This window comes from Limnohabitans sp. G3-2 (assembly GCF_002778275.1).
In the GTDB taxonomy this organism is placed as follows: Bacteria; Pseudomonadota; Gammaproteobacteria; order Burkholderiales; family Burkholderiaceae_C; genus Limnohabitans_A.
The window spans coordinates 1-1,591 of the sequence record NZ_NESG01000018.1; the positions used below are offsets into that span (position 1 = coordinate 1).

The 1,591-nt window shown below is 57.2% G+C and carries 1 protein-coding gene; it reads right to left on the reverse strand.

Annotation, left to right across the window (positions count from 1 at the left end; all coding sequences use genetic code 11):
* The coding region (locus B9Z31_RS15270; RefSeq protein WP_143473869.1) for an efflux RND transporter permease subunit at positions 1 to 1,525 on the reverse strand (1,525 nt) is incomplete at its 3' end.
* Positions 1,526 to 1,591 lie beyond the last annotated feature (66 nt).

A 1,591-nucleotide genomic window follows, 5' to 3' on the forward strand; every position in this document is an offset into this window, starting at 1 on the left:
GGTCCAGGTTTTTCATGCCCGGCAAGAGGTAGTAGCTCAGCACCGGCGTCATCGTTACCGACACCAACAAAGAGGCCAGTGTCGAGATGATGAAGGCAATGCCCAGCGGCACAAACAACTTGCCTTCCAGGCCCGGCAAAGCAAAAAGCGGCAGGAAGACCAGCACGATGATCACCGTCGCATAGAGGATCGCCGAGCGGACTTCCATGGACGCCTTGGCCACGAGCGCGAGCAGCGACAGGCGCTGACTGGGGTCCTTGGCACGGTCTTCTTTCATGCGCCGCAAGATGTTTTCCACATCCACCACGGCATCGTCCACCAGTCCGCCAATGGCAATCGCCAGTCCTCCAAGCGTCATGGTGTTGATCGACAAGCCAAAATACTTGAACACCAGTGCCGTGATGAAGATGGACACTGGGATGGCGGTGAGCGCGATGATGGTGGGTCGAACTGTGCCCAAGAAGAAGAAAAGGATCGCGGCCACAAACAGCGACGCACCGATCAACTTGCCTTGCAGCGTCGAGATCGACGCCTCAATGAAGCTGGCCTGGCGGAAGGTCACACGGGGCGCCTCCATCCCCTCAGGAAGGGATGCCTTGAGATCCGTAATCGCTTCTTCAATCGACTGTGTCAAACGGGTCGTGTCAGCGGTGGGTTGCTTTTGAACGCCCAGAATCACGGCGGGCTTGCCCTCAAAGCCTGCATCCCCACGTTTGATGGCTGCGGCAAAAGTGACCTCAGCGATCTGGCGCAACAAGATGGGCTGACCGTTCTTGGCGGTGATGGCCAGATTGCGCAAGTCCTCCAGACGGGAAGTGCGACCAAGATTTCGAATCAGGTACTCGCGCCCGTTGAGTTCCAGAAACCCCCCCGAGGTGTTGGCCGAAAACCCGCGCAACGCCGACTCCAACTGGTCCAAGGAGATGCCCAAGTCAGACATACGCGCTGTATTGGGCTGCACCTGAAACTGACGCACTTCGCCGCCAATGGGGATGATCTGTGCGACACCCGGTATGGACAAGAGTCGTGGCCGGAGCACCCAGTCGGCGTACTCACGCACGGCCATAGGGGAGATTTTCTGCGGATCGACAGGAATAGCGATTTGCATGATCTCACCCATGATGGAACTGATAGGCCCCATCCGTGGAATTACCCCGGCAGCCAAACCTTCTTCCATGGACGAGAGGCGTTCAGACACCAGTTGGCGTGCCCGAAAAATCTCCGTGTCCCAGTTGAAGGTGACATACAAAAAGGACAGGCCAGCAGAAGAGGTTGAACGAACCGATTCGACCCCAGGCAAGCCATTCATGGCCGTCTCCAGAGGAAAGGTAATCAGTTGCTCGACCTCTTCGGGCGCCATGCCACCCGCCTCGGTCATGATCGTCACGGTCGGTTTGTTGAGGTCGGGAAAGACATCGACTGGCGTTCGAGACAATGTGAATGCCCCGTAAGCCATCAACACGACACCCGCTATCAACACCAGAAGCCGGTTGGTCAGGCTATTTTCGAGAAGCCACTTGAACATATCGTGACCCCTTTAACGGACTTGGTTGATGAGCGTGGCACCTTGGGTCGCCACACGATCGCCAGA